Here is a 6739-nt window from a genome sequence, read left to right on the forward strand (position 1 = left end):
AGACATTAAATTTTTTAGAAATTAATATAACAGCCTCTGAGCAAAGTCTCACGAGGCTGTTTCATTTTTGGCATAATTCCAGTTTTTAACACAACTACACACATAATATTTGAAGGTATCCAATGGTTATACGCACCGTTAAACAGGAAAAATTCTTCAGGCTGCTCGCCGGATTATTACTGGCTTTACTGATCGCTTCATCGAACGCACAAGCGGGTCAACCGCCATCGAATGCGAAAATGATTGAGTTACCCGAAGATGCCATTCAAAAACTGAAAATCGACGCTGGATTTGGTTGGGGGATTTTCAGCGGCACGATCTACAACGGCAACGACCATTACCATATTACGCAACTCGTGGTCAGCATGACGCCGGTGCATGACCATCATCATATGCACATGCATGCGAACATGTCGCATGATCCGAAAGTGCATGACATCGATCTTGATCTGCCACCGCTATCCAAGGGCGCGCTATCGATGGCTTTGCCCGATGATGTTGCCGACGTTCATGACTTTAAGTGGGAAATTCTAAAAGTGACGGGTTACCCGGTAAACAAATGACCAATAATATGCAGCAATCATTGAAAAATATCCGCAACATTCTGCTTTATACGGCAGTAATTTCGCTGATTTCATTGGCGTATTTTATTTACGCTTACTCGGTTCATCCCATCCCGGAAGAGCGCGAAACGTTCCTCACCGAAATTGGTGAAGGGTTCGGCAAAGCTGGGTTGGCGCTATTGGTATTTATTTATTTCCGAACCTTGTTAAAACTGGCACTGGGTCAAGGAAAATTAGCGCAGCGCCTGCTCCCGGACTATATCGCTCCAATTGAATCATCGCAGTTGAACCGTTTGTTGATCTGGCTGAACCGCACGCATATTTATTTCGGTATCGCGGCGGTTGCCGTCATTTTGCTGCACATCGGAATGATGGGATTTTCACGTTATAGCCATATTCTTTTCTTCCCGGCCTTATTGGCGCTGGTACTCTGGCAGGGTTTTTTCGGATTGTTCTTGACCTTGCGCTATTCGCCGGTCGAGCTCAAGAAATTTTCCTATTTGGTGCATGCGCAATTCGTCACCGGCATCGCGATCGGTGTTTTCGCTTTTTTCGGTCATGTGCTGATCGATGATTAATTCCATCTTTCTGTCATTGGTCTGCAATCTTTCCAGTTGCATTCCGATGACCTCAAACTGATTCCCAGCCGGTAATCATCGCTATCATCCCATGGCATAGCGGAAAAAAACGATCGCTATCTTCTTTATCGATACACAGTGTATGATCATGCGCTGATATTCCGAGAATCATTGGTTTTGGCATTCCAATCCATTTCTATTAGAAAAAACCATATGGATAGCGCATCTCACATTAAGATACTGATCCTTGATGACGACACCTTTATGCTCAAGCTTCTGTCGCGGATGCTGGTCAAGCTGGGTTATACCGCTATCGCAACGTGTGACAATGGCTCGGATGCACTCAAGAAAATCGATCATGTGGATACGTGCCCGGATTTGATTCTGCTCGACCTGAATATGCCGGATATGGACGGCATTGAGTTTGTCCGCTATCTGGTGGATCGCCAATATCACGGCAAGCTGGTTTTAGTCAGCGGCGAAGATGAACGAATGTTAAAAACCGCTGAAAGGCTGGTCCATGCGCACCAGATACCGATGCTCGGTTATGTGCACAAACCCGTTGATCCCGAGAAATTAGCGGAAATTCTGCGGGGATGGACAGTGGATGCCTTAAATCCACTGTCACCCAGCCGTAAAATTTATAGCGCGGACGATATTAAATCGGCCATTGCCCATCAAGAGCTGGTAAATTATTACCAGCCCAAGGTATCGGTTGAAAACGGTGACGTGATTGGCGTGGAAACGCTGGTGCGCTGGCATCACCCGCAAGATGGCGTGATCATGCCAGACCGGTTTATTCACATTGCGGAAGACAACAATCTGATCGACGATCTGACGCGTTTGGTGCTGACACAAGCAATCGTTCAGGCAGGAAAATGGCATCAAAGCGGACTCACATTGCGTGTGTCCATCAATGTCACCATGGATAATCTCGCTTCTTTGAATTTTCAAGACATGGTGGTCAATCTCGTCAACGAAAATAACCTGCCGCCGCAAAAAATCGTCGTCGAAATCACCGAAAGCCAAGTCATGGGCCCAGACGCGCGCATTCCGCTGGAAATTCTCACCCGCTTGCGGCTCAAACGGTTTCATTTGTCCATTGACGATTTCGGCACCGGCCATTCCTCTCTGGCGCAACTGCGTGATATCCCATTCAATGAACTGAAGATCGACCAAGGATTCGTGCATCGCGCCTGGAGCGACGATACCCTGCGCGCCATTTACGACGCCAGCTTGGCAATGGGCAAACAGCTCGGTATGGACATCGTCGCCGAAGGGGTTGAAGATCGCGATGATTGGGCGCTTTTACGCCAAACGGGATGCGATATGGCGCAAGGTAATTTTATCTCCGAGCCGCTGCTTGCCGATGACTTGCCACGCTGGATGGATGAATGGCAAAACAGGGTGCGCAGCACCGGGTTACTGGATAATTCCCCGGCATCCTAGACAAGCTGTATCAGGCGTTTTTCCCGTCTTGCGTGCACAACATGTCGAGATATGATTTGACCGCAATCAGCTGCACGTCAAACTGCGGTAACAGCACAGCCAATTCCGCTGCATCGTTCTTTTTCCCCGCTTGCTCCATCGCCGCGCATAATTCACCCAGTGCCAGCGCCCCTACCGATCGCGCGGATGATTTTAGTTTATGTGCCAATAAACCGGCCGTAGCAAACTGGCCTGCTTGATATGCAGCGTGCAATCCGGTTGCGATTTTTTCCGCACTGGCGCGAAAATCCAGCAGCATTTCTTGGATCATCGCCGGATCGTCACCGACTAATTTTTCCAGCACCTGTACGTCGACCGGCACTGTGACTATTTCCATTTCGCGTACGGTCACGTTTGCGGGAATATCGGACTGCGCCGCTGCTGCCGGTTTGTCACCCGGCAGATACTGTTCCAAGATCCGGCGTAGATCCTCAAGCTGCACCGGTTTGCTCAGATAATCGTCCATACCGGCATTCAGGCAATGTTCCCTTTCGCCTTTCAACGCATTGGCAGTCAGTGCGACAATTGGCATGTGTTTCCGGGTGGAATCCTGGGACCGAATTTCCTGCGTCAATTCAAAGCCGTCCATTTCGGGCATATGCAAATCGGTCAGCAGCAGTGCGTAGTTGCAGTTCTGCAGCCGTTTCAGCGCTTCACGCCCATCGTTGGCAATGTCCGCAGCGTAGCCGAGCAAGTTGAGCTGTTGGCGGATGACTTTCTGGTTGATGTCGTTATCCTCCGCCACCAAGATGAGCTTACCCTGCCGCAACGCTTCATCACGCGACACCGGCTCAGGTCCGGATTTGAGTAAATTGACGATCGGTGCGGTTTCCGTGTTCATTTCCACCTTGCCGGCGGCAATCGCCATTGCGCGCAGCAGCGATTGACGGTACATGACATCGCCATCCAGCGTAATGATATCGATATCTTCGATACGTGCTTGCCGGCGGCGGCCACGCTTGATCACGACAAAACGCGGTTCGATGGAAGATTGCGCTGCTTCCGGTCCGGTTTTCGCGACGCCTTTTATTTTTTTCGCACGGGCGTTAAACGCGGCACGTAATTCGTTGATGAGCGGCACATGCTGCCCGGCATCGATAACAACGAGCCACAAGCCCGGCGCAAGCCCCTGAATAAATTGATCGACCCGGTCAAGATCGGTTACTTGCTCAACCTGTGCACCGGCGCTTTTTAAGTAAACGGCCAGATCATTGCTCAGGCCATCGTTTTCACCCAGTATCAAGCAATTCATGCCCTCCAGATCTTCGATCTTATGATCGGCAACAGCAGCCGCCGGCAGCGGTTTAAAGGGCATTTGTATGATAAAGGTAGAGCCTTGTTGCGGTTCGCTTTGCACAGTTATTTCCGCGTCCATCAGCTCCGCAAGATGATGGGAAATCGCCAAGCCAAGACCGGTTCCGCCAAAGCGCCGCGTGGTGGAAGGGTCGCCTTGGGAAAAAGATTTGAAAAGTTTTTCCTGCGTTTCCTTATCCATGCCGATGCCGTTATCGGTTACCTGGAAAGTCACCACCACTTGATCCGGATTGGATTCCGTCAATAATACCCTCACCGATACCTTGCCTTGTTTTTCCTGTTTACTGGAAAACTTGATCGCGTTATTAATGATATTCACCAGTACTTGCCGCAAGCGCAATGGATCGCCCAATACATTTTCCGGAATCGCGGGATCGATGAATAGCGTCAATTCCACTTTCTTACTCAGCGCCAAATGCGCCAGCATGCCGCATGCATTTTCGATGATGCTGGCTAGCGGCATCGGGATTTTTTCGATTTCCAGCTTACCCGCTTCAATTTTGGAAAAATCCAGAATGTCTTCAATAATGGCCAGCAAGGCATAAGCGGAATCACGGATCAGGTTGGCCATTTCCATTTGATAACCGCTCAAACTGGTCTGTCTGAGCACGTCGATCATACCGATCACGCCGTTCATCGGTGTGCGAATTTCATGGCTCATGGCGGCCAGAAACGCCGATTTGGCTTTACTGGCTTGCTCCGCTTCAATCCGGGCTTGCCTGAGTTCCTTCATGATGCGCACATGTTCACGGATATCGCGCATGACACCGGTAAAATGCCGCTTCCCCGCGACAAAATATTCACTGACCGCAAGATACAGTTCAATCCGTTCCCCGTCCTTGCGCACGCCCTCCACTTCCCGGCCCAAACCAATCCCATGTGAACCGGATAAATAAGCGCGGCCGACATACTCCTGACCATGTCCGGTACGGCAATAGTTTTCCATATAACCGATATGCTTGCTGCGATCCGGTTCAGGCACGATGATGGATATATTCTGGCCGATCATTTCCTCGTGGCTGTAACCGAACAATTTTTCCATCACCGGATTGGCGGAAAGAATCGTACCTATTTCATTGGTAGTAACCACACAATCCACCATGTGCTCAACCACCGAACGCATTTCTTCCTCTTTGATCGCCAAAGCCACATTGGCGCGTTGCAAATCGCCGGTCCGCGCTGCAACACGGTGCTCCAGTTCCAGATTGAGCTGCACCAGATTTCCTTCTGCTTTGTTGCGTTCCTGATCACTGGCATTCAGCTGTTCCACCATTAAATTAAAGGTTTTTGCCAATTGCCGCATTTCATCCCAGCCTTCAATCGCAACGCGTTGATGCAAGTTGCCGGTGGAAATTTCCTGCGCGGTCTGATTCAAATGTTTCAAAGGATTGACAACACGGCGGTGAAACAGTACCGCCCCCAATAAGGCAGCGAGCAATGTCAGAATCAGAATAACTAAGCCGATAAAATGCACTTTGGAAACAGAAGCGAAGGCTTCCTCGACATCAATCTGCACCACGATACCCCATTTCATACGCGGCAAATAACGCCATGCCGCGACCACTTCCTTACCGCGGTAATCAACCGTTAACGCACCGCCTGTTTGGTCATTCAGGGCATTTTGCATGGCTTCGGACGAAGGTGGCGTATTAAGCGGTATCTTGCGCTTCAATGCGGCATCAGGGTCATACTTCAAGGGCGCCATGACCAGCGCAGTCTGATCATCTTCAAGGCGCGCCACAACCGTTTCGCCGCTATCGCCCAATCCAACATTGTTCGATAACACCGTGAACACGCGTTGACTATAGATCTGCAACGCCAATACACCCTTAGTTTCACCATCCAGAATGATCGGTGTGGCGACAAATGCAGCAATCGCACCTCGGGATGGCCCGTAGCGTTCAAAATCTGAAATACTGCTTTTTAAGTTATCCAATGCATAGCGGGTAACCTTACCTAACCCGGTATCGCGATAAGGGCCGGTGAATAAGTTAGTGGCAAAATCGATCTCGTGCGTTTGCGAATATATGATCGTGCCTTCGGTAGAAATCAAAAACAGATCGTAATATTTCGCATCCTCGACAAAACGTTTGAAATTTTCACGATAATTGGCATCCAGCTGCCGGTATTCATCCGAATCCACACCGTTTTCCTTAAAAATCCGGGAAAATCCAGTAATGGCTTCATGCGTCGTACTGGCGTCACGTATTAAACTGGCGTCGAGTAAGCGTTCTTGCAGGTAACTGTCGATTTGTTCAAATTTTTTATCGGCGATCGCGGATACATTCCGGATAGCCGATTTTTTTATTTCCTTCTCAAAAGTATGCAGCAGACTATTGCCGATCACCAATATGGGCAGCAAAGAAACCAATGTGAACCAGACAGCAAAACGCTGTGTCAGCGACGTGAATTTCATCAGTTCCTCCTTGCATGAGCCGCAAACTGCGGTTTTTTAGCCTATTTTCCTGTATTTAATCAGAAAATCGAACAGGATGAAACAAAGATAGTTTGGGGTTGATTAAGTGCTATCGATAGTAGCTTATATTATCTCGGCTAATCTTATTGCACTCAGATGCCGTAATCCCATCCAGAATTATTTCCTACCACAGCCGATACTGAATTTGATTCATAAATCTCATCCAAACTGTAAGAAGTAGCGGCTAAGGTAAGCAAAGGAATAAAAAAGTGTTGTTAAAAATAATTTTATGAGAACATGTTATGGGAAGGTTGGGTTCTGTCAAACGCATTGATTTTTGTCCACTGGAAACTCTAAGAATCTCAAGTTAATGAACCATC

4 protein-coding genes are annotated in these 6739 nt (G+C 48.7%); 3 read left to right on the top strand and 1 reads right to left on the bottom strand.

Annotated features, from left to right (window positions below):
• The first annotated feature begins 122 nt into the window (after positions 1–122).
• From DU481_RS12525 to DU481_RS12535, 3 genes are all read left to right on the top strand, one after another.
• Positions 123–563 carry a hypothetical protein gene (locus DU481_RS12525; RefSeq protein ID WP_350135023.1) on the top strand — a complete coding sequence of 147 codons (441 nt, stop codon included), beginning with the start codon at positions 123–125 and terminating at the stop codon, positions 561–563.
• Positions 560–1141 (top strand): hypothetical protein, encoded by a 582-nt coding sequence (locus DU481_RS12530; protein ID WP_350135025.1) that lies wholly within the window; start codon positions 560–562, stop codon positions 1139–1141. Before DU481_RS12525 ends, DU481_RS12530 begins: the two co-directional genes overlap by 4 nt.
• A 213-nt stretch (positions 1142–1354) precedes the next feature.
• Positions 1355–2590, top strand: a complete 1236-nt coding sequence (locus DU481_RS12535) for an EAL domain-containing response regulator (protein WP_350135028.1) — start codon at positions 1355–1357, stop codon at positions 2588–2590.
• 10 nt (positions 2591–2600) lie between these two features.
• Here DU481_RS12535 and DU481_RS12540 read toward each other — a convergent pair whose 3' ends face one another.
• Positions 2601–6359, bottom strand: coding sequence for a PAS domain-containing hybrid sensor histidine kinase/response regulator family protein (locus tag DU481_RS12540; protein ID WP_350135031.1), 3759 nt, complete (start codon positions 6357–6359; stop codon positions 2601–2603).
• Positions 6360–6739: the final 380 nt, after the last annotated feature.

This window comes from Nitrosomonas sp. (genome assembly GCF_040240425.1).
In the GTDB taxonomy this organism is placed as follows: Bacteria; Pseudomonadota; Gammaproteobacteria; order Burkholderiales; family Nitrosomonadaceae; genus Nitrosomonas.

Coding starts and splice junctions, on each gene's coding strand:
- DU481_RS12525 (WP_350135023.1), top strand. CDS start 123: ATGGTTATACGCACCGTTAAACAGGAAAAATTCTTCAGGCTGCTCGCC.
- DU481_RS12530 (WP_350135025.1), top strand. CDS start 560: ATGACCAATAATATGCAGCAATCATTGAAAAATATCCGCAACATTCTG.
- DU481_RS12535 (WP_350135028.1), top strand. CDS start 1,355: ATGGATAGCGCATCTCACATTAAGATACTGATCCTTGATGACGACACC.
- DU481_RS12540 (WP_350135031.1), bottom strand. CDS start 6,359: ATGAAATTCACGTCGCTGACACAGCGTTTTGCTGTCTGGTTCACATTG.